1 protein-coding gene is annotated in these 509 nt (G+C 58.5%); it reads right to left on the bottom strand.

What is annotated here, in order from left to right; translation table 11 throughout:
- Positions 1–509: thioesterase domain-containing protein (locus AC0L2A_RS36370; RefSeq protein ID WP_473613003.1), on the bottom strand; the 509-nt coding region annotated here is incomplete at both ends.

Below are 509 nucleotides of genomic sequence, written 5' to 3'. Positions count from 1 at the left end.
CGACCCAGTAAGAGCTGGGCTATGGCGTAAGCCAAGATTCCGCCTGATGAGTATCCAGCGAAGCGATACGGACCCTGTGGCTGGATCTTTCTAATCGCCACGATGCTCTCCGCGGCTATCGCCTCAAGAGTTGGTGGACAAAGGTTATTGAAGGGGGGCCATGGCAGAGCGTAGACGGGACAGTCTACGTCCATTTCCTCCACCAACCTGAGGACGTAGGAACAATCGCCAAAACCTGTGGGGACAAAGAAGAGCGGTGGCTGCGATCCGGTTGCTTGTACGGAAATCGCTCCCGGAGTCCTGGGCTGTGGCTCCAAATGAATCTTCGATGCAAGGTCCTTCAGAACAGGGGCTCGGAAGAGGTCGGCGGCGCTAAGGTTCAGCCCAACGTCTAATGCTCGACTGAGTAACTGCACGGCCAACAGCGAGTGGCCGCCGAGTTCGAAGAAGTTGTCGTGGCGTCCGACCCGCTCGACCCCGAGAAGCTCCGCCCAGATCCCGGCCAGCAG

Source organism: Mesorhizobium sp. WSM4844, assembly GCF_055811775.1.
The sequence above is the reverse complement of the archived record's forward strand: the minus strand, read 5'-3'. Positions and strand labels throughout refer to the sequence as shown.